Origin of the sequence: Sphingobacterium sp. UBA1897 (assembly GCF_002337775.1) — a bacterium.
Classification (GTDB): domain Bacteria; phylum Bacteroidota; class Bacteroidia; order Sphingobacteriales; family Sphingobacteriaceae; genus Sphingobacterium; species Sphingobacterium siyangense.
Genome location: NZ_DDGR01000023.1, coordinates 411,439 through 431,903, shown reverse-complemented (window position 1 = coordinate 431,903; position 20,465 = coordinate 411,439). Strand labels below are relative to the sequence as shown.

Annotated in this window: 15 protein-coding genes; 1 reads left to right on the top strand and 14 read right to left on the bottom strand. The window is 39.2% G+C overall.

Going from position 1 to position 20,465, the window contains the following annotated elements; translation table 11 throughout:
• Positions 1-38: 38 nt before the first annotated feature.
• The 4 genes from B4N43_RS15175 to B4N43_RS15160 form a co-directional block, all read right to left on the bottom strand.
• Positions 39-1,061, bottom strand: a complete 1,023-nt coding sequence (locus tag B4N43_RS15175) for a YncE family protein (RefSeq protein ID WP_286735502.1) — start codon at positions 1,059-1,061, stop codon at positions 39-41.
• Between the two features lie 112 nt (positions 1,062-1,173).
• A complete protein-coding gene (locus B4N43_RS15170; protein ID WP_286735501.1) occupies positions 1,174-2,448 on the bottom strand; it encodes a DUF4374 domain-containing protein in 1,275 nt (424 codons plus the stop codon).
• Positions 2,449-2,465: 17 nt separating this feature from the next.
• A complete protein-coding gene (locus B4N43_RS15165) occupies positions 2,466-4,454 on the bottom strand; it encodes a TonB-dependent receptor plug domain-containing protein (RefSeq protein WP_286735500.1) in 1,989 nt (662 codons plus the stop codon).
• A 12-nt stretch (positions 4,455-4,466) separates the two neighbouring features.
• Positions 4,467-4,874, bottom strand: coding sequence for a carboxypeptidase regulatory-like domain-containing protein (locus B4N43_RS15160; RefSeq protein WP_286735499.1), 408 nt, complete (start codon positions 4,872-4,874; stop codon positions 4,467-4,469).
• Positions 4,875-5,117: 243 nt separating this feature from the next.
• On the opposite strand from B4N43_RS15160, the gene B4N43_RS15155 reads away from it, so the two are divergent.
• A complete protein-coding gene (locus B4N43_RS15155) occupies positions 5,118-6,038 on the top strand; it encodes a helix-turn-helix transcriptional regulator (protein ID WP_286735498.1) in 921 nt (306 codons plus the stop codon).
• Between the two features lie 92 nt (positions 6,039-6,130).
• Here the strand turns inward: B4N43_RS15155 and B4N43_RS15150 are convergent, their stop codons facing one another.
• From B4N43_RS15150 to B4N43_RS15105, 10 genes are all read right to left on the bottom strand, one after another.
• Positions 6,131-6,859 (bottom strand): LytR/AlgR family response regulator transcription factor, encoded by a 729-nt coding sequence (locus B4N43_RS15150; protein ID WP_286735497.1) that lies wholly within the window; start codon positions 6,857-6,859, stop codon positions 6,131-6,133.
• Positions 6,856-7,638 (bottom strand): sensor histidine kinase, encoded by a 783-nt coding sequence (locus B4N43_RS15145; RefSeq protein WP_286735496.1) that lies wholly within the window; start codon positions 7,636-7,638, stop codon positions 6,856-6,858. Before B4N43_RS15145 ends, B4N43_RS15150 begins: the two co-directional genes overlap by 4 nt.
• Positions 7,639-7,918: 280 nt before the next feature.
• A complete protein-coding gene (locus B4N43_RS15140) occupies positions 7,919-8,935 on the bottom strand; it encodes a YncE family protein (protein ID WP_286735495.1) in 1,017 nt (338 codons plus the stop codon).
• 12 nt (positions 8,936-8,947) lie between these two features.
• Entirely contained in the window at positions 8,948-9,241 is a 294-nt protein-coding gene (locus B4N43_RS15135; RefSeq protein WP_286735494.1) for a DUF3861 domain-containing protein, read from the bottom strand.
• Between the two features lie 362 nt (positions 9,242-9,603).
• Positions 9,604-10,746 carry a TlpA disulfide reductase family protein gene (locus tag B4N43_RS15130; RefSeq protein WP_286735493.1) on the bottom strand — a complete coding sequence of 381 codons (1,143 nt, stop codon included), beginning with the start codon at positions 10,744-10,746 and terminating at the stop codon, positions 9,604-9,606.
• A 28-nt stretch (positions 10,747-10,774) separates the two neighbouring features.
• Positions 10,775-12,409 carry a S41 family peptidase gene (locus B4N43_RS15125; RefSeq protein ID WP_286735492.1) on the bottom strand — a complete coding sequence of 545 codons (1,635 nt, stop codon included), beginning with the start codon at positions 12,407-12,409 and terminating at the stop codon, positions 10,775-10,777.
• Between the two features lie 21 nt (positions 12,410-12,430).
• Positions 12,431-14,434, bottom strand: a complete 2,004-nt coding sequence (locus B4N43_RS15120) for a TlpA family protein disulfide reductase (protein ID WP_286735491.1) — start codon at positions 14,432-14,434, stop codon at positions 12,431-12,433.
• Positions 14,435-14,444: 10 nt separating this feature from the next.
• Entirely contained in the window at positions 14,445-15,809 is a 1,365-nt protein-coding gene (locus B4N43_RS15115) for a RagB/SusD family nutrient uptake outer membrane protein (protein ID WP_286735490.1), read from the bottom strand.
• A 10-nt stretch (positions 15,810-15,819) separates the two neighbouring features.
• A complete protein-coding gene (locus B4N43_RS15110; protein ID WP_286735489.1) occupies positions 15,820-19,380 on the bottom strand; it encodes a SusC/RagA family TonB-linked outer membrane protein in 3,561 nt (1,186 codons plus the stop codon).
• 25 nt (positions 19,381-19,405) lie between these two features.
• On the bottom strand, positions 19,406-20,434 hold the full coding sequence (locus tag B4N43_RS15105) for a FecR family protein (RefSeq protein WP_075993687.1): 1,029 nt from the start codon (positions 20,432-20,434) through the stop codon (positions 19,406-19,408).
• Positions 20,435-20,465 lie beyond the last annotated feature (31 nt).

Genomic DNA, 20,465 nt, shown 5'->3' with positions numbered 1-20,465 from the left:
TAATATTTTTTCCGCATTAGATAACCTTTACCAAAGAATCAATTCAATAAACTGATTTTGGTAACTATATCTCCGTTAGGATCATTAGACGCTTTTGGTTTTTCTCCTTTTTTTGGACGTCCACCTCCCTGCGCTTTGTTGCTGACAAAGGCATTCCCTTTGGGATCGACCACGACGGTATTGGGCAAAGAACCGCTCTCTACCGTAGCAAGGACAGTATAGTCTTTTGCGTTGATGACCGTGAGATTGCCCCCAGCTCTGTTAGCTACAAAAACAGCGTCCTTTTGTGCGCTATAAACGATACCCAGAGCACCTTCACCCACTGGAATAGTTTTCAGCAGCTCTCCATTTTTAGCATTTAGAACGCTGACAGCCCCGGTCTGATGCGAGACAAATAAATGATTACGTTGTGTATCCAAAGCTAGATTAATTGCCTTTTCGGCTCCAGTTGAAAAGCTATCAATTACGGCATCCGATTTTAGATTATAAAACACTACTTTACCCTTACTGATGGCATAAAGTCTATCGCGTGTTCCATCTACCGCTAATCCAGTAGCTCCTTTTATTCCATTCAGCATATGTGTGAACGTATTTGATTTACCATCAATTTCCCATACGCCAGCACCCACGTCAGAAACATAAATCTTATTGGTTTTCTCATTTACGACAGCCTCTCGAGTATGCCCCTTCTCCGATCCGTTAGTAATCGAGGCCAGTGTTTTGCCCGTCTTTATGTCAATTGCAATCACAGCGGCTCCACGTGTAACTGTACCATAAAGAATTTGTGTTTTTTGATTGATCCCAAGACCAAAAGCACCGTTTTCGAGTGTAATGGAATCTTTCACCGCTAGTGTATTTGCATCTAAGGCATATATTGTTGGCTTTTTGGCATTTCCACGGGTCGTGGTTACATAAACCTGATTGTTTTTTTCATTGTAGACGAGTTCGTACACCCCATCTCCTACTTTGGTAGATTTTCTCACAGCTTGTGCAGATGCATTGTGTCCAATAACTGTGAAAAGCAAACAACCTAGTGCAATTTTTATCATTTTGTACGCCATAGTTTCTTATATTTTTAAATATTGATTCACGGTGGATTCAGTTTATTATTCGTATTCTAAATTGCTCAAATATTCTTGAGCAATTTAGAATAGTGCAAATGCGTAAATAAAACTAATTTATATCTACCTGAGGAGTCAATTTACCCAATCCAGGGATAGAAGTTGCATCGGATATTGAGACACCTTTTGTTGCTTTAGCAGTTGCAGGGTCTACGACATATACTGTTGGATACGCATCGGTTGTGACTACAGGAATATAAGCTTTCCCGTCTGCTGTAAATGGCCAACCAACGCTAGAAATTTTGTCGATAGCAGGAAAGCCCTCTGTGATCATTTTGAAAGATTTATCACTCATTTTAACAACTCCATACTGTGTTGCTGTACCCGCACTTGAAGCAGTTCCTGCGGTATTATACATTTCTAATAAAAAATAATCATCTTTGATATTCCAAACTTTGCGAAGCGCGTAACCTCCTGATGCTGCTGAAATATCGAAGAAATAGCCTGCATCAAAGGCGGTAGCACCTTTTTTTATCAATAATGCACCAGAAGGTTTTACGCCTTGATAGCCTGAAGAGAATACATAAGTATTTCCTTCCTGGTCATTCGCCAATTGACCGTATCTTGCCGACCTAAATTGCCCACCCGTTGGACTTAGGCGACTATCCTCATATTTTGTTAAAACTTTCATCGACGCATCAAACTTTGCGACATATATTTTATCAGTTGGAGGGGCTACAGCACTAGGCCCTGCCGCTAAATTGACCCCGCTTAAGAAAGTTTCATTGCCGGCATCTACTAAACCTACAAAACTTGCTGTAAAATCATTCACATAGTTTTCACCAAGTACTGGATATGGCGTGATCTGATTTTGATTCGAAATATTCACTGAATAAAATACCGATCCTTTTTTACCATTATTTGGAGCAGTCAATGTTTCTCCATTAGCAATAGCTACCAAGTAATGACTAAAAGAACCGATACTGTTGAATCCCTTATCCAATGTAAAGTCATCTATTTTCTTCAGTGCTCCCGATGCACTTAACTGAAACACTGAACCAGGAGCAGGATTACCCTGACGATATTCTATGGCAAACAACGCGCTTGTTCCATTATATCCCCATTGCGTAAAGCTTCCATTATATTCAATCGTACCGGGATATTTTGTGGTAATAACGGTATCTTTTGCAAGATCATCCAATGCCATAACATAGGTAAATCCATTATTCACCCCAGCAAAGAAATATTTATCCTTGACAACAACTTCAGGATTCTCTGGATCAACTGGTGTCGGATCTGTGTCGTTAATATTTTTATCCTTACTACAAGACGCTAAAGCCAGTAAAACGATGGCGAAGCTAAAAAACTTGGTTTTTGTTCTATTCATCACTATTTAATTAAAAATTATTTATTTTGTTGATTTTTACTTCTTTTCATCACATAGAATCTCATCTTCCCGTAGATGGCACGGCCCGGTTTGAGCATTCCAAAATTGTCAGCCAATTCGGCACCGGTTAAATTCTGCACTTCAAGCGTAAAATTGTACTTCCCGTTTTTGACCATATAAGTAGCGCCAAAATCATGTGATATTTGTGTTGGAAGAGCATACTTCTCACCTCCATTGACCGCATCCCCTAGACTTTCAAAATTCAGATAAAACTTCCCTACATAATTAAAGGAGTAAGTCAGATTTAGTACATTATCCTTACCTCCTAGATGGTGCAAATAATATCCTGCTTCAAGGTTGCCAAAATTGTACGGGATATTCGGCATGTGATCTTTGTAAGTAGAATTTTCTATTGTACCAGAAGCAGCATCTCTCGTCTTTTCGTTATTATACAAGTTCATAAAAGTATATGTTCCACCGATAGTCGCGATATTCTTAAAGTAATAACGGGCTTCAAGATCCACTCCTAGCGTTCGCGTTTTACCAAAATTGACAAGCTCAGTTAACTGCGAACGTGGCATAAATGTGGTTCTGATAAAATCTTTGGTATCTCTATAATATCCATTGACATCCACATAGATGACATGCGCACTGCCGACTTCTTTATTGATGGTCACACCAAGATTATAGTTCATCGAACTCTCTGGTTTCAGGGCTGTATTACCGACTTCCTCCGTCTCATCTCCAAACAAGTCCCTATCAGAAGGTAGACGATATGCCCGCTCCCAAGATGCCTTGAACTGAAATTCTCTCCAGAAATAGGTACTGGCGATTCCATAACCGATTTTATTGTAGGATACTGATTTTTCCTGATAGTCTGGATGCGCTTCATCTCCGTTATTATATGGTCCTCTAACCTTCTGTAGATAATTTTTGCCAAATGCATTTACGTTCCAGCTACGGCTGTGCCTGTAGCGATAAGATAAACCAAGTACATTTTTTGAACTGTGCCTTTTTAGTTTTTCGAATTCACTGAGCGATTCTTCGGGCAGATCTGAGACGACATTTCTAACAAATCCTGTCTGAATATCATTCAGGGTAATGGCATGCTGGTCATTAATTCGATAGCTTAAATTAGCCGTCCCAGAATAATTAGAATTATCTGAGTCTGAAAGGCCTGCAACACCACGCTCTCCTTTGGACACAGCAATGATGCGTTCCCCCAACCAGTTGTAAGAATAACTAGACGTATCTACTGTACTATTTCGGCTAAAATTATAGTTAGCGGTAACGCGCGCCGTCAATCCCTTTATTAACAGATCTCTTTTATAATACTCCATTGTCGGCTGTATCCCTTTTGATTTTTGAAATACGTCTCCATAGACCGTTTCTATATTCCCAGGAGCATTCTGGATTTCTTTGTAATCCTGACTCAATGTCGCACCAATAAAAAATCGATCTGCCCAAGGTTTATTCACCCACCCCACTTTAGCTACTATCCCCTCATTATGATAACCACCATGAAAACGTTTAAACCACATCGTATCACGACTCGTATTTCCATTCGTTTTTAATCTACTTTTGATTTTATAGCTATTATCCGAATAGTTTTGATACCCGTTTAGCTGAAAGGAGAACCCTTTGGGAGTTGTGTGTCCCACAATAATATTGGTCCGATGTGTATTATATGTACCATAAGAATAGGACGCGTCCACAAAAGAATTTGTACTCTGATTGGTTACAATATTAATTACTCCTCCCAAAGCGTCAGATCCAAATTCAATGGGTATTACACCTTTATAGATTTCAATACGCTCAGCTAGAGACACCGGAATATTATTGAGCTGGAAGGAGGAACTTGTACCTTGCATAGGTACGCCATCCATAAAAATTTTTATGTTACGCCCAGTAAATCCATTGATCGCGATATTAACATCCGATCCCAGACCTCCAGCCTGTCTTATTTTGACTCCCGAAGCTTTTGCCAAGAGGTCTGTAAGGTTCATCGTCGAATTATATCATGCTTTAGCATCCAATGCAACAACATTAAAAGGCGACTCTCGAACCTCCTGAATACCAGATTTGCCAGCAACAACGACTTGGTCCAATGTTGTACTCGGATCTGCATTTAAATCAAATTGTAGGTACTTATTTTCACCATTATTCACTGTAGCAAATTCTTTATGAGCTAAGAATCCGACTTTAGAACCAATAATTTCATATTTCCCTGGTACAACCACCAATATATAGTGTCCGTCTTTATCCGTTGAAGTACTATACGCCGTGTTCTTAATATATACCGTCGCATCCGATAATGCTTTTCCATCCGCATTTTTAACATAACCGATTATCTTCACAGAAGCACGATGCTGAGCAAAAGCTTGAATCGTAAAAAACACAATAAATAGAAGTAGATATTTTCTCATTATATGACTATGATTAATTGATATGGATCAGCTCAAGTAATACTATTATTATTTAGACTGATTTTAAACTGTCGCAAATTTAAGAGATGACAGCCGTCGTAGTATAACGGAAATGGGATTAAAAATCATGTTTTAGGGATTATAGGGATATTTTCGACCAAAGCTCAACCTAGATCGACGAAACTCTTTTTTACAAGATTTAGAGGCTGCAATTTTGTTCTGTTTAGAATGATTAAAAATAAAATGAAAAATTGTATCACGATTCGTCTCTTGGGACCAGCTGATAATAGTAGACAAATAATGGAAATTACACTCCCTGTAAGAGGCAGCGATAGGGATGAATTAGTTTATAGCAAAAAGGAATTTAAAACTGATCAAAGTAAATTGTCGCTGAGAAGATGGGTAATGCCCGGATTATGCATAATAGAGGAAGAAAGCTTAATTGTCTCACAATTCGACATAGATAAACCCTATATATCAATAGTCTGTCAACAAGGTGTAGTTAGAATCTCCAATAAGTTAACGACTCAGGCACAACAGCTAATGACGCTAAAAACTAGAGTACCCCGTTGTACGGTTTTATTTTCTGTAGATTTATTTACTAACCTTTTTGGAAAGGAAACTTGGATCAATAAGGATAATTTTTTTGAAAAGCTGGTGAGCGCACCAATAATTGTCTTTGAATATTTTCTCGAACCCAACATAAAAAATATAATTGATACCCTTTTAAATGAACATACTGATGATCCATTTAAAAGATATTATTTTGAGTTAAAAATAAAAGAACTTTTATATCTCTTACTTCTACAACCTCCCCTGAATTTTTCTGATTCAACAATTCCAAATGAAGTTGAACAAAAATTAGCCATCGCAAAAGCCTACTTACTAACAAGCTATCAACTATCTCCGACAATCAAACAGTTGTCAAGGTTGGTCCTGTTAAATGAATTTAAACTTAAATATTTCTTCAAGTTAAAATTTGGAACAACGATAAAGTCCTATATTATCCATCTCCGGATGATAGAAGCAAAAGCCTTAGTATGCAATGGTTGTAGTGTAAACGATATTGCGGCTCGATTGGGGTATAAAAACGTTTCTCATTTTATTCTAATTTTTAAAAGAACTTTCGATGTTACTCCTAAAGAAATGGCCAAGAAAAATTGAGCATAATGAAGAAATTGCTCAAGATGATATTATATAAATTGGATAGCTTTTAAAACATTAAATGATAAAGCAATTGAGAAATTAAATCAATCTTAAGTAAGCAACCTTTTAAAGATTGCGTGAAGTCCTTTTTTATACTGCTCCCCAATTGTTATTTCATAATCCTCAATCCATACACTATTGGTGGATAAAGACGTGACCGCATCCAATGCCACGATATACGACTTTTGAATCCGCCGGAATCTTTCTAACGGCAATTTCTGTTCAAGTGACTTCAATGTAGCTAACGTAACAATTGTTTTGTCAGAGGATTTCAAATGAATAGCAACATAATCTTTTAAGCCTTGAATAAATTTAATATCCTCCCATGCAATCTTTATTTGTTGATGATCAGATCTGACAAATAGTGCCCCCTCCCCGAGAAGATTAGGCAAGGCTGCGATTGTTGACTGGTAGTATTTAGAAGCTTTATCGACAACCTTCAAAAATTCATGATATTCAAAAGGTTTTAATAAATAGCCTAAAGCTTCTACTTCATAACTTTCGACAGCAAATTCATTATGCGCTGTAGTGAAAATAACCTTTGGCCGTTTGGATTCCTCTAATTCCTTAACAGATCGCGCGATTTCGATTCCATTAATGCCAGGCATATTTATATCCAAAAACAACAACTCAAATTCTATTTCAGAAATTCTATCGATAATGTCCTTTGTACTATTATAGGTAGAAATCAGCCGCAATGCTGGTGTATTTTCGATAAAGGAATTAAGGAGACCAAGTGCTAATGGTTCATCGTCGATCGTCACACAATTTAATATCATGTCAGTTGAATTGCAAGTTTTAAATTATAAGTCCTGTTGATTTCATCTACTTCAGTCAGTATGTCATATCGCGATGCATATAATAATTCTAGCCTTCTTTTTGTATTACACATTCCTACCCCTTTTATTTCAAGGTCCTCTAGCCTATTGGACAAAGTACCAATTTTATTTTTTGTTTTCAAAGTCAATATATCACCCTCCAATGCAATATTAATGAATATAGTTGCATCATCATCAGTAATACCATGTTTAAAAACATTTTCAATATACGAGATCAGAAGCATGGGTGCAATTTGAAAATCTCCAGTTTCTTCGGGGATCAACAATTCAATATGAATATTGTTATTTGTACGTAATCGCATAATAGACACATAATCTTTTATAAACGCCAACTCATTTGCTAATGGAGTCATTGTATGTTTTACCTCGTAAAATTGATAGCGGAGCAACCTCGAAGTCTGCGCAAGCGCTTTTCGTGAAGCATCTGCATCTAAATAGCTAAGTGCATAAATGCTATTAAGGGTGTTAAAAAGAAAATGCGGATGGATTTGTGCTCTCAACGTGGTAAGTTCCATTTGAACTTGCTCGTGTTCCAAATGCACTAACCTTTTACTGTCTTTATTCCATTTAGTCATAATCGACATAGAGGTACTAATACCCAGCATGATCAAAGTTGTCCAAGTTGCAAAACGGTCAAGGTATAATCTATGCCAGATAGTAGGAATCTGTAAAAATGGTTCCTTGTTATGGAGATCAAGTAGCCGAGACACAAAAGACATAAAAAAAGAAGCAAATAGAACAAAACATACGATACTTATTACATACCATACATATCTCTTATTAAATAGAAAGTAGGGCACAAAATAATACGAATTCATATAATAAGCTATCACCATAATACAAAGGTGAATAACCTGCTTAATCAAAAATTCAGCGGGATAAGATATTTCCTTTTTTAATGTATAGGGGTATCCAAGCAAAGCAAATGCAAGCAATGTCCAGGAAAGTAGATGTACCAACACACCCTTATATTATTAAATTTACTCACTTTCATGCTCATTATTTAAGAACCTCCACGGAAGTAACTCCGTCAGGCCTTGCTATATTAATTCTCTTAATTTCCTGCCGAGTCTTTAGGTCTATTACAGCAATATAATTATCTGGGGTACAAGAGATGAACATACGTTCTTGTTCAGTATCCATATAGGTACCTGCACCTCTACCAATTTTTTGTTTTTGCTCAAGTTGCAATGTGGTCCGATTATAAAAAAGTAGATCGCCTGTTTTAACACTCACAATACATACTGTATTTCCATCGGGTGTTATTTTGAGACGATGTAAGCCCAATACACCACTATTTATATCATGCTTGATAAGCTTTTTCTCCAAATCCACCACGATGATATGACCATCTGGACGAGCTGTCCACAATTCTTTGCCGTCTAAGGATATATCAAATCCCTCAGCACCAAGACCGACCTGTATAAGATCTTGCCGCCACTCCTTCCGTATTTTTGCATCGGGAGGCAAAACTCCTGTTGGAGGCATATAGGGAGCAATATCTTTTTTTTCATAAACACTCACTGTCCCGGATTCCACATTGGTTGTATAGAATGTTAAACCATCATTCTGAACGGATATCAAGTGAGTAAAGTCTTGACCGGTTCCAAATACTTGTTCAACTCGGTCCGTCTTTAAATCCAATAAGACCACAGCTTTCGATCCCTGTACTGTAACCCAGAGCTTATTGGATTGATAGGATAAGCCGTGAGGGGTAAAAAAGGGCTTTGTATCTATTGTCCTTTTTAAATTTAGTTTTTTCAGATCGACCACATTAATTTTGGAGCCAATCCCTGTCAAAATCGGATGTGAAATATATGCTTCATTTCCTTCGCTATTGGTTACGATCTCATGGGGATCTGAACTAATGGGGATTGATTTTATAGCCTTGAGCGTTTGATAATCCAAAACAACCAATGAACTATCTCCCTTCGATAGAGCCAGGATATACTGCTTCTTTTGAGCAAATAGGATGTTTGCCCAGAAGAAGAAAAATAAAAACAAAGAATTATACATGATCGTATTTTATTACTTAGATTTTATTTTATTCATCAATTGCTGGAATGCAGGAATAAAATCCTCAAACAAAGAATTATCTTTATTTCTCAGCATTACCTCACTAAAAAGCTTCAATCCCAACGCAAACTCTACATTGTCTTGTTGTGTAGGAAAATTATTCCTTTGTATTGACATTTCAATAATTTTAAAAATGTCATCGTGATTTTGGAATTCGAACGTCAAAGGTTGATGTTCCATTATTTCCCCTTTGTTATTCTTTAAATATTCCAATTGAATGTTATATTGATAGGTTTTCTTCTCCATTTTAAATTTTATTTTTTGATTCTATATTAACTAAACCATGTCTTAACGCTGATCTAAATAGCCCCTTTAAAGCTTGTCTTTGAATTTAGTAAAACTATTTACATTTCATAATCAATAGAAGCTAACGCATGTTTATTTTTACATTAAATCAATTCTTCTTAGAGTTGCAACAATAAAATGGACAACTAGTCTAGCAACATGTTTACATATTTTTCTAACGAGCTCCTCTGGAGAAATCCTGTTTTAGCTGGTAATCAACTATCTCTGCATTAAAATCAAAAAGAAAGGCTGTACTCAACGACAGCCTTCTTTTTCTAACGAAACATATGCAAACCTAGGTTAGGACTCAGCATATTGGAAAACTATTTGGAAAAAATTTCCTCTAATTTTTTATCCAATTCTTCACCACGCAAATATTTCGCAATGATTTTACCATTAGGGTCCACCAAGAAATTCATGGGAATAGCCTTCACATCATACATTAACCCCGCTTCATTTTCCCATCCCTTGAGATCTCCCACTTGTTTCCAGGTAAGTCCATCATCTTGGATCGCTTTTAACCATTTCGCTTTATCAGCCGCTTTATCCATGGATACGCCTAGAATTTCAAATCCTTGCTTTTGGTATTTAGTATAGGATTTTACTAAATTCGGATTTTCCCGTCGACATGGTGCACACCAGGATGCCCAAAAGTCGATCAGGACATACTTGCCGCGGTAATCGGATAATTTCACAGGCTTGCCATCAACATCAGGCTGTGTGAAATCCTGGGCTTCGACCCCCTCACTTGTTTTTTTGACTAACGCTATACGTTTTGCCAAGTCCTTACCCAGAATAGAATTCTGCAAGCTAGGATCTAGTGTAGCAAATATCTTCTCGGCTTTGAGCGCATCAAATTCAGGGGGTAACGTTGAATTAAAAGCCATTAAAGCCATATAGCTTTTTGGGTTTTTGGCCACATAGTCCAATTTCGCATCGATGGTCTGTTGCTGTATAGCATTTGCACGATCCTCCAAAGACTTGATATATTTAGGGTCTTGCTGATCTGCGAGCGACTTAGCTTTATATTCGTTATTTAAAACCTCATATTGATCATATATCGGTTTCAACATCGTATTTACCCGTTCATTTTCTGTATTTAAAGGGGATCCGGAGATTTTTGCATGTTTAATTGAATCTGCCGCTACAAATTTGATCGTTGCTGATTCAATAAAAAAAGGAAGAATATCTTGTTTCGGTGGTTTAGCAGGGTCAAAAGGAGCATTATCGTGGATAATACGTAAATGCGCTTCCATCGGGGAAGGGATACTTCCCTTAAATTCAAATTTTCCATTTTTTATTTCAACGGAGTCAATGCGTTCTTTTCCGTCATAATTAAGACGCAGATATGCCTTCGCAGGTTTGTCTAACTTGCCCACTGCTCCTTGCAGTGTATAATTTTGTTGTGCATATCCTAATGCTGGCAATACGCAAGCTAAAGCTAGCGCCCATTTCATATTTTTCATAATTATTTAGTTTTTCTCGTTCAAAAATCTATTTCACTAATTTCGTCAGACTGTTTTTAGCAGCCTGTCCCACAGTTCCTGTCTGTAATAATTGTTTGTAAAGTTTTTCATCCCGTAGTACAGACAATGCCTCTTTAAAACTTTGGTTGGATTCGTTCCGGATCCGGGCCATATAATCACCGCCAGTATATAACAATGAACCTACTTGTGCTTTAAATTCAACATCAATAGTAGCATGCGCGTCAAGCTGTTGTGCAGGTGGAATTGCTACAGCAATTTTGTTAGCGGCAGTGATCAGTTGCTGGTGTACTTCTTTTGGAACTTTAAACCTTATGTTGAATGCTTTGAAATCTGGATACGCTTTGAGCAGAGCCTCACGATTTTGTTGGACAAACTCAAATCCACCTTTGGCAACGAGCCCACTGTTCATCAGTTGTGCCATCCAGGTACTATATTCATTGGTATCTATGGGAACAAAACGATCTGGCATAATTCCACCACCCCCAAAAACAATCCTTTTATTTCCAAGTGTCATGTATTTTAAAGAGTCCGGAAAGGAAATATGTCCTTCTTCCAATAATTCTTTTGATTCCATTCGACGGTTAAAATCCTGGAAATAATCATCCTTGCCTTTATTGTAGGGCTTTTGGATCGAACGCCCTGATGGAGTATAGTATCTCGCACCGGTAAGCTGCATTTCTGAGCCATCCGATAGCGGTACCGGTTTCTGCATCAAGCCTTTTCCGAAGCTGCGGCGCCCGATAATTACAGCACGATCCCAATCCTGAAGTGCTCCAGTGACAATTTCACTGGACGAAGCAGTTGATTCGTCAATAAGGACTACGAGCTGTCCTTCGTAAAACTGACCAAATCCGCCCGTAAAGTAATAGTCTTTTCCGCCTTCATTGGGCACTGAATAAAAGACAATTTTCTCCTTAGGCAAAAACTCATCGGCAACACCAATAGCAGATTCGACATAGCCTCCACCATTGCTCTGCAAATCAAGGATCAGCTTTTTCATTCCTTGTTCTTTCAGATTTTTTAGAGCAGCATCAATCTCCTGACGTGTCGTTCTATTGAAAATTGAAAGCGCAATGTAGCCGATCTCCTGATCTACCATATAACTTTCTCGAACCGATTTCTCCAATATATTTTCGCGAACAATACTGATATTCTTGCTTTCCTTACTTCCCGGAGACGCAATTGTAAGGAGTACTGGCACGTCTTTTTCACCGCGCAATTTTTCCATAATCTCCTTATTGCCCCATTTTTGCTCAAGGATGCTTTCTCCGTCTATCCCTTGGATCTGATCACCGACACGTATTCCTGCACGCATGGCAGGTCCATCAGGATTGACTTTGGTGACAAAAGTCTGCTCTTTTGTTTTTAGAAACTGAATGCCTATCCCAGCAAAGCTTCCACTCATGGCGACACGCATCTGTTCAGCCTCCTCACGACTGGTATAGTGTGAATGGGGATCTAAATCTGCTATCATCGCTTTGATCGCCGCATCCACCAGATGTTCTTCATTGACCTGGTCGACATAATTCTGCTGAATAAGCTTCAGTGCCTCCTCAAATTTATATTTTGGATTCATCTGAGCCTGCAAAGACAGCCCTAGACCAAGCATGCCGACGAGTAAACTCGTTGCTTTCCTATTCATATTGCGTAATATTTTAATATTTTATTTTTCGTTTTTAAGTATCTCGATAGCCAGGGAAAGTTCATCCATCAATTTGCTGGGGCTTCCTGAGTAACCTCCCGAGCAATAACGCACCCGACCATTTTTCACAATGATTTTTCGTGGAATAGATGAATCGCCGAACAGCGGGACCAATTGTTTGAACACCAAATCCTGCTCATTCGTCTGTGGATTGACCGAATCATGTAACAAATTGAAACGAAAACCTTCTCCACGAACATAGTTCACTGATTTATCTTTATAATTTCCGGTCTGCATGGTACCTAGCATATAAATGGCAACATGTTTATCCTGCGCATATTTATCGACCAAAAGCTGCATTCCTGGAAAGGCCATAATACATGGACGACACCAGGTAGCCCAAAAATCCACGACAACAATTTTATCTTTCCAATCTTCTGGCGTAATAAATAGACCTTCGGCAGTTTCCAATCGAAAATCAGGCATAGGATGATTGACCCAATTGTGATCCACATAGGCCTGCATTGCAGCTTTTTCCTCGGCGGATTTTAATCCCGTCAAGTAAGCCTGATAACCACCCTCATCGCCAGCATGTCCTTTTAAGTAAATTGCTTTGAGCTTATCAAACATACGCGGTGTCATTGCATTGTATCTTGCACTCATCTCAAGTAAGGGTAAGATTTGTTTGTCATCGCCTAAGCCTTCCAGCACCTGAAGATTAATTTCATTGAGTTCGGCATTATTGTATTTACCATCTTCGGAAAGCAGTAAGAAATATTTTCGGGCTTCTTCATACTTTTTGAGGTCATTTAATAAAGAAATATGGGTAAAAAGACGGTCATCCAAATTTTTAACGACATTGGAATCTGCCTGAGTCTGCCGATCAAAATCTTCCTGATAAGAGTTGTCTCCTTTACGCGCGATCAACTTGGGTAGAATTGCTTCGGATACTTGATAAAGGCTATCTCTACCAACCATTTTAAACATATATGCACGCATGATATTCCAGCGCATCAATTCGTTTCCTGTACGGAAATCAATATCGTCATACAGTTTCGCGAACTTGTCAAGTTGTTTGGAGTCAAAGTAAGCCGATCCGAGTCCACGGTATACTGCATAATAGATAAACCCCTGACCGTTGGGATGCTGACGCCATTGCTGAACAGGAAAACGTTGTAAAAAATTCTCATACGAAGCAATTACCTCAGCTTTGTTTGGACTGCTTCCCATGGTATTGCTGTAAGCAATAAACCGGGCCGTCGCACCAGTTGGAAAATCGGTGTTTACACGTTGCTCGATCAATTGAGTCAAGGCTTTATCCTGAAGCCGCGCGCTCGCAAAACTATAAAGTTGGTTAAGGTTTTGATCCGAGATAGCCTTTTGTTTAAGTTGATCATTAATCAGCTTCCTGGCGTATGCTGGAAATGCGCCTTCCAAAGCCAATTTTTGTAAGTTCATAAAAGGCTGAAAATAGCGCAGGTAAAGTTTTCCAGACAAAGCAAATTCTTTTTCAGCCAATCCTTTCAGATAGACAGCTGGCATCGCAGGAGGCTGATTATTATAATAAGAGAAGATTCCACCACCTGCTATTGCAGGTACCTGAAAAGCAGCTTCTCCCAAATATGCCCCCGCTACGGAATTTCCTTTTCCATCAGCTAGAGCAATAGCATAGCCACGATTCTGATTGTTGTCAATTGCATCCGGGTGATCAGCTTCTCCCTGATAGAATTTTACGGCTATAAAAGCCGTCGTCGGTTTAACCGGTACCGCTACTCTCCATAGCCCTGTCGCATTTTTCTGCATGGGAAGGCTTATCTGCTTCCAGTCAAAATCTTCAAACAAAAAGAATGTCGCATGTATTGCATCACTAAATTCAAGATCCTTGTCTTTGGCGCTGTAGACCACCTGAACAGGCGCTGTCGTTTGGGGTTTTGCCGGCTTGAAAACGCTGCTGTCAAATCGAGGCTGCGCATATAACACAGCCTGGACAAACAACAGCACTAAAAAGATCATCTGTTTTTTCATCTTATATAAATTATCTAGGGTTTTGGCCAATTTCAGGATTGAGAGTCAACACTTCCTGGTTAATGGGGTATATCAAACGTGGGCTTGAAGCCGTCAAGGTATAAGTCTGTCCGTTTAACGTACGGCTAACAGGTTTAAAATAATTACCATCCAATGTAAGGCGGCGCATGTCGTACCAACGTAGATCCGTTCCAACAAATTCGCGACGGCGCTCGTCGACGACCGACTGTAGTAAGTCACCACTGATATCTGTCGGTGAAAGTGCGATGTATTTACTTGCTGCAAAACGCTTCTTACGCAATAGATTTAGCAATTCGACTACTTTGGCTACATTATTTTGACGAGCGTATACCTCTGCCCGATTGAGAATGATTTCGGGGCTATTCAAACCTACATAAGAGTTGTAATAATAGGGGTTATTAAATAAAGGTTTGATATATACCGATCCTTTGTAGGTATTGACATCGGTACCAATGAATAATTTCAGCCGAAGATCATCAGCTTTGTACAGTGCAATAAGTTCAGGATTTATCGGGCCGCGTATAAATCCTGAGCTTAACTTCGACAAGAGTACTTCCTTATCATCAATCAACCGAGGATAGGATCCTGAAACGTAGTCCTCCAGATTATATACTGTAGGATCTAAAGCTAAGGCCAAGTCGGCATATCTACCAGCTTCTTCAAAATTACGCATTGTCAAGTATACTCTTGATAACAAGGCATAAGCGGCGATTTTGGAAGGATGGTAATTAAAAGTCGGATAATTAGGTAGATTTTCCGTAGCCAAACTTAAATCTGTGATCATCTGTTCATAAATCCGAGCTAGCGACACACGACTTAGGTTTTCAAAAAGATCTGCTTTCAGCAATAATGGTAATCCGGGTTGGCTTTCGGCCTTTGTGGGATCATATACTTGGGCATACTGATTGGCTAAAGAAAAATAGGCAAACGCACGATGAACACGAGCTTCAGCAGCTACAGCAAGCTTTTGTGCCGTTGTGCCATTTTGGCTTTCCATCACCCCGTCAAGAATTTCATTGGCAATGTAAATCTGTTTATACAGATTATTCCAGGCTACATCTTGCTGATTGTCTACATAGAAATAGTCATTCCAGATATAAGCTCTTTGGTAATTCTCGCCCCAGGACAATGAAGCTGTTAAGGGAACTTCCGTAGCGATATTATCACTTGTGATAAGTGGCAGTACATACGAACTTTCAAAGTTACCCTTATTGTTGAGAAGATAACGAAAATCGTCGGTTGTCTTCAGGGTACGTTTATCATACTGATCTACTTCTACAAATTTCCGACATGAAGCTGCCAATAATACGCTCGAGGATAGTAGGCTATAGAGGATAATATTTTTGATTTTCATGATTTCAGGTTTAAAAAGATAGGTTTAGACTCATAAAATACGTTGGTGAGGGCGGAAGATTTGAATAACTATTCAATGTCCGATAACTTGGATCAATTCCATCTTTATTTTTACGCCAAAGTAAGCCTAGATTGCGAACACTCGCATTTACGTTTACAGATTTAAACGGTGTATGTTCCAAGGTTTTGAATGGAAAACTATAACCTAGATCAATCTGTTGCAAGCGAACATTACTACCACTGATTACCAACGCATCCGAATTGGCATAACGGGACAAACTATTGTATTGGTAACCTTGCTTACTCAACCCTGGTACGTTTGTGAAAGCCTCATCTCCAGGTTGACGCCATCTCTTTGCTAAATCAGACTGAAGACCGATCACTCCAGAATAGGGAGCATAATCTGGATAGTTTTGTACGGAAAGTCGTCTAAATACATGTCCCAATTCGTAGGTTATACGCACTCCCAAGGTAAAATTACGATAGGAGAATGTATTGAATAGTCCACCAAAATAGGGCGGTGTGGTACGCCCCACATTCACAAGGTCTTCGGGTGAAAGTGCTGTAGCGGGTGCGTCAGCATTGACAATTTCTCCATTTTGTTTGTATACCTGCGAACGTCCTTGATTATCTAGTCCTGCCCAACGGTAGGCATAGACATAATCTGTTGAATTTCCGACAATCGGAATAGTTCCATTGATGTAGTCAAGGACCCGAGTCGGATTGCTGAAACGCGAATCTGTGACTTTATTGGTATTATAACCAAAATTGAATAATGTATTCCATTTCACCTTAGATTGCAACCAAACAGCCCTTAAGCCTAAATCAACACCTTGTCCCGACATTGTCGAGCTATTAAATTTCAGACGCGTCCAGCCATAGGTTGGGTTGAACGGGAAATCATAAATAATATCAGAAGATTTCTTCGTATAATAATCTACGTTAAGCTGTAGTCTGTTGTGCCAGATGCCGTAATCTAGACCAATATTTAGTGTATGGACTTTTTCCCAGCTAATCTGACTATTAGCAGGCGATACAATTTCTGCCGTTACTTCATTTGTAATGTTATCATTACTTGTATTGATAACAACTACCCTATTTGCACCTGTTGGCAAAATACCGTTGACTCCGTAGGTCATACGAATTCCCAAAGCATCTACCCATGTCGATTCTTTTAAGAAGTTTTCTTTTTTAACATCCCATTTTCCACCTACAGACCAAAGTGGCTTACCGCGCTCACTCTTAGAAGCACCAACTAGCGTAAAATCATCAAATCGAATGCTTCCAGAAAGTACATACTTACCGTTAAAGGCCGAAAAAGCGCCATTGGAATAGTAAGATAACGCTCGGTTTCTATTCTTTGCAATGGCAGCATTGGAACTGAAATAATTATCCCAACCATAAATTGTCGGGTAACTTCCTTTTGGGTTTATAACGGCAAATGAATAGGTATCAGCGTTGAATCCTAAATAGTTATCTCCGGATGACCGGTAATTATTCTGTTTCCATTCGGCACCGGCGAGAAAATTCAAATTATGCTCCATAGACCTGCCAAAAGCTTTGTTGATATTCAGCTGCGAACGAAAAACGTACTGGGAGCCATTGTAATTTTGAATGCCCAATCGACCTCCCATCGGATAGCCATATACATAATTTCCATTAGCATTGAATGTAGTACCGATATTGATCTGATTTCTCTGGCTATAACTATTTACCCCATCAACATTTTCCGTGTTGTTCAGCTGCCGCTGCCATTGCCCCATTACCGAGAGATCTGCCCAACTGGTCAATTTAGTATTGATATCCATGTGCATCCGCAACCCATGATTTTGATTATTATAATTTGCAGCAGTAAGCTCTTCTATTGGATTATAAGCCCAATCCATATAACCTTTGTTCTCAAAATCCTGCGAGACCTCAGGTCTAAATTGAATATAGCGTCGTATGTTATTTCCGTTCTCATCTTTCAACAGATCATAAGGGAGAAGGCCGCCTGAACTAATATTTGATGATAGAGCGTTGATTACGGCCGAATTACCAATGGAATTCCCATAATTATACGTAATACCCGTCGCTAGCTTAACCCGATCGTTGAAAAGCATATTGGTAAGATTAGCCGTTGTATTGAAGCTTTCTGCTTTATTTGCGCGAAACACGGGGACATCTTTTGTATAATTGGTGGAGACAAAGTAGGTGCTCTTATTGGCTCCTCCCGAGATCGAAAGATTATACTGTTGGGAAGTCGCTTTCTGCAATAGATAGTCTTTGATTTGATTACGATTATCAGTAGATGCAAGTCTTGAGAGTGCTGCGTCGCGTTCCTGCTCGGTTGCTGTCCCCCGTATTGCACGAAAAATCCATTCGAGTGATTCAGAGTGAGGTTTGCTACTATTAAATGCGTCCCAGCTATTTTTTTCGATATTGTCTGCTATAAAGCCTTCCTCGACCAATTGTTTTTCAAGGTCAATATATTGCGACGAAGACATCCTGTCCATTTTATTCAGATCAGCTGGAGAGGCGATACTTAAGGAAGTACCGAAATTGATTGATGTTGGGGTAACTCTTCCTTTTTTAGTTTCAATAACGATTACCCCATTTGCGGCTTTGGCCCCCCAAATTGATGATGCCGCAGCATCCTTCAATACAGTTATGCTTTCGATATCGTTCGGATTTATTCGGCTTAATACCGCACCACCAGAGCTCTGTGTATTGCCTTTATTTGTAAGCGAAAACTGGGCATCAACGGTTTCCGCCATCGGAAATCCATCAACTACGATCAATGGTTCTTTTGGCGTTCCTCCGGTACCAAAACTATTTATACCGCGTATCTGTATATTATTTGTTCGTGGATCTACATACATCCCCGGTACGAGCCCCTGTATTCGTTCAAGGATATTGATTGCCGGTGTTTCCTGTAATTGTTTGGCCGTCACGTTTCCAAATGAACCGGTAGCTGTCTCTTTGGGGATTTTAGTGTACCCCATAGACACCACTTCAACATCATCCAACACACTGACGACCTGTTCCATCGTTACATTAATCTGATTACTACTGCCGATTACCCTACGCTGCGGCTCCATCCCCATGTAGGAAAAAATCAGCGCATCAGCTGGTTCGGTGAGGCGAAGTGTGTAGCCACCATCACTACTTGAGGTCACCCCCGTACGTACAGCATGTCCATCGGACATGACAGTAACACCCACCAAGGGTGTACCTTTATTATCTTTTACAAAACCTGTGATAGTCTTCCAATACAGCCCATCATCATCTTTACTTCTCTTATCTCTATTGTCCCGAATAATGGTAAAATAATTATTTTGAACGTAGAGAAAGAGATAATTGTTTGGATAGAGAAGTTCTTTCAATACAGTCTCCACAGGAATTCTCTTATTTTTCGGGATCAGATCACTGTTAACAAAAGAATCGCGGATTAGTCCCTCTTCATAAGAAAATTTCGTTCCGTAAATGCGAGTTACCTCGCTAAGAGCCTGCCCGAGACTAGCTCTTTTTTGTGCAAAGCTACCTGTGGTACTCATCAGGCAGACTATAGGCACAAGAAGTTTAGTTTTCATAAATTTTGATTGATTAATAGTTGTTTTAGTTAGGTTTTATTACAATCTGTTTGTTTTTCACTTCAATGTTTACATTCATCGTATGTTTGATAACAAAGAGAATGTCATCAATCTTTTTTACTGGAATGACACCGGTAAACCGCTTATTGAGCAATGCTGGGTCTTCAACCACCACTTGGTAGCCATAGTTATCTTCCAACACACTTACTATATTGGCTAAGTTACTGTGCTCAATGCTCAATTCGCCCCGAGTCCAGGATAGCACTTTGTTGGCATCGTTATAAACGATCTCATTAGTTTTTAAATTTTCGTCGTAGATGAACATCTCCCCTGGTGCCAGTACACGATCCTCTCCATTTTGCCCCTGAACGCGTACGCTTCCTTCAAACAAGGTCACTTCGATGCGTCCACGGCGATCCTTCACATTGAACTTTGTCCCCAACACCGTCAATGAAAGTTTGCCCACATGCACGACAAAGAGATCGTTTTCGCGGAGGCGATTTTTAATTGCTGTATGTTTTACCTCAAACATACCTTCCCCTTCTAACCAGACTTCACGCGGTTTATCGGTTTTCCAACTGCGTACATAGGAAATGCGGGAATTACTATTTAATTTGATAATAGAAGAATCTGGAAGAGCCAATTCACGTTGTTCACCAAATGCGGTATTCGCTGCTTTTGTACCAAATTGGCTAATTTCATAACTCAATATTCCAAGAAGCAATAGTGCCGCCGCTGAAGCTGTCCATCGAAGAATTGTTCTAATAATCGATTTTTGCACTTGTTTCCTCTCATAAACTGGAATCTGACTTTGGATGTTCGTCCAACGCTGATGACTATTTAAGCTGCTTTGAACAGGTTTCTGTGCTTTAATTAACAGCATCCACGATCTTGCAATATCCATTTCGGCGGCCAAATTTGGATAATGACTGCCCAGTTCCTGCCAAAAATCCTGTTGCGCAGCTTCATTCTGAAACGTAGACTGCACAAAGTCCTCATCCGAAAAAAAGTCCGTCGCCGTATAATCTTTATATTTTGCTAACCTAGAATTCATACTGTTTTATATAGGTTACACCCTTCACAAA

What these genes read in the sequence shown, in the direction of transcription:
- B4N43_RS15175 (WP_286735502.1), bottom strand. Translation starts at nt 1,061, where the DNA reads ATGGCGTACAAAATGATAAAAATTGCACTAGGTTGTTTGCTTTTCACA.
- B4N43_RS15170 (WP_286735501.1), bottom strand. Translation starts at nt 2,448, where the DNA reads ATGAATAGAACAAAAACCAAGTTTTTTAGCTTCGCCATCGTTTTACTG.
- B4N43_RS15165 (WP_286735500.1), bottom strand. Translation starts at nt 4,454, where the DNA reads ATGAACCTTACAGACCTCTTGGCAAAAGCTTCGGGAGTCAAAATAAGA.
- B4N43_RS15160 (WP_286735499.1), bottom strand. Translation starts at nt 4,874, where the DNA reads ATGAGAAAATATCTACTTCTATTTATTGTGTTTTTTACGATTCAAGCT.
- B4N43_RS15155 (WP_286735498.1), top strand. Translation starts at nt 5,118, where the DNA reads ATGAAAAATTGTATCACGATTCGTCTCTTGGGACCAGCTGATAATAGT.
- B4N43_RS15150 (WP_286735497.1), bottom strand. Translation starts at nt 6,859, where the DNA reads ATGATATTAAATTGTGTGACGATCGACGATGAACCATTAGCACTTGGT.
- B4N43_RS15145 (WP_286735496.1), bottom strand. Translation starts at nt 7,638, where the DNA reads ATGTCTTTTGTGTCTCGGCTACTTGATCTCCATAACAAGGAACCATTT.
- B4N43_RS15140 (WP_286735495.1), bottom strand. Translation starts at nt 8,935, where the DNA reads ATGTATAATTCTTTGTTTTTATTTTTCTTCTTCTGGGCAAACATCCTA.
- B4N43_RS15135 (WP_286735494.1), bottom strand. Translation starts at nt 9,241, where the DNA reads ATGGAGAAGAAAACCTATCAATATAACATTCAATTGGAATATTTAAAG.
- B4N43_RS15130 (WP_286735493.1), bottom strand. Translation starts at nt 10,746, where the DNA reads ATGAAAAATATGAAATGGGCGCTAGCTTTAGCTTGCGTATTGCCAGCA.
- B4N43_RS15125 (WP_286735492.1), bottom strand. Translation starts at nt 12,409, where the DNA reads ATGAATAGGAAAGCAACGAGTTTACTCGTCGGCATGCTTGGTCTAGGG.
- B4N43_RS15120 (WP_286735491.1), bottom strand. Translation starts at nt 14,434, where the DNA reads ATGAAAAAACAGATGATCTTTTTAGTGCTGTTGTTTGTCCAGGCTGTG.
- B4N43_RS15115 (WP_286735490.1), bottom strand. Translation starts at nt 15,809, where the DNA reads ATGAAAATCAAAAATATTATCCTCTATAGCCTACTATCCTCGAGCGTA.
- B4N43_RS15110 (WP_286735489.1), bottom strand. Translation starts at nt 19,380, where the DNA reads ATGAAAACTAAACTTCTTGTGCCTATAGTCTGCCTGATGAGTACCACA.
- B4N43_RS15105 (WP_075993687.1), bottom strand. Translation starts at nt 20,434, where the DNA reads ATGAATTCTAGGTTAGCAAAATATAAAGATTATACGGCGACGGACTTT.